Origin of the sequence: Rossellomorea vietnamensis (assembly GCF_001305855.1) — a bacterium.
Taxonomy (GTDB): domain Bacteria; phylum Bacillota; class Bacilli; order Bacillales; family Bacillaceae_B; genus Rossellomorea; species Rossellomorea vietnamensis_A.
Genome location: NZ_LIXZ01000067.1, coordinates 1 through 695, shown reverse-complemented (window position 1 = coordinate 695; position 695 = coordinate 1). Strand labels below are relative to the sequence as shown.

1 protein-coding gene is annotated in these 695 nt (G+C 61.4%); it reads left to right on the top strand.

Annotated elements, in window-relative coordinates; genetic code table 11:
• On the top strand, positions 1-695 hold a 695-nt coding region (locus AM506_RS23545; RefSeq protein ID WP_200908486.1), incomplete at both ends, for a cbb3-type cytochrome c oxidase subunit I.

Genomic DNA, 695 nt, shown 5'->3' with positions numbered 1-695 from the left:
GGGCAAATTCCACTGGCCCGAGTTGCTGGCTGATAGTGAATGGCTGACTTTCGGCCGGGTTCGCCCCATGCACCTCAACGCAGTTGCCTATGGTTGGGCATCCATGGCCGGTGTCGGGGTGGCAATCTTCCTGATACCGCGACTGTTCAAGACGGCATTAGTAGGCGGACGATTCGCCTTATCGGGGGCCGTGCTCTGGAACCTCGGCATGATGCTCGGCCTGGTGGCGATCAGTCTGGGACTCTCCGACGGAGAGGAGTGGCTCGAGTTTCCCTGGCAGGTCGACATCCTGTTCGTGATCGGCGGTGGCCTGTGTGCCATTCCGCTGTTGCTGACGGCCGCCAACCGACGGGTATCACATCTCTACGTCACCAGCTGGTACCTGCTGGCCGCGCTGGTGTGGTTCCCCATCCTCTTCCTGCTGGCCAACCTGCCCGTGGTGTTCCCCGGGGCCTCGGGAGCCACCGTCAACTGGTGGTTCGCCCATAACGTCCTGGGACTTTGGGTGACCCCCATCGGGGTCGGTATCGCCTACTACATGATTCCCAAGATTCTCGGCCGCCCGATCATCTCCTATCAGCTCTCCCTGATAGGTTTCTGGTCACTGGCACTCTTCTACAGCCAGGTGGGGATTCACCACCTGGTAGGTGGCCCCGTACCCACCTGGCTGGTCACGCTCTCCATCGTCCACAGCG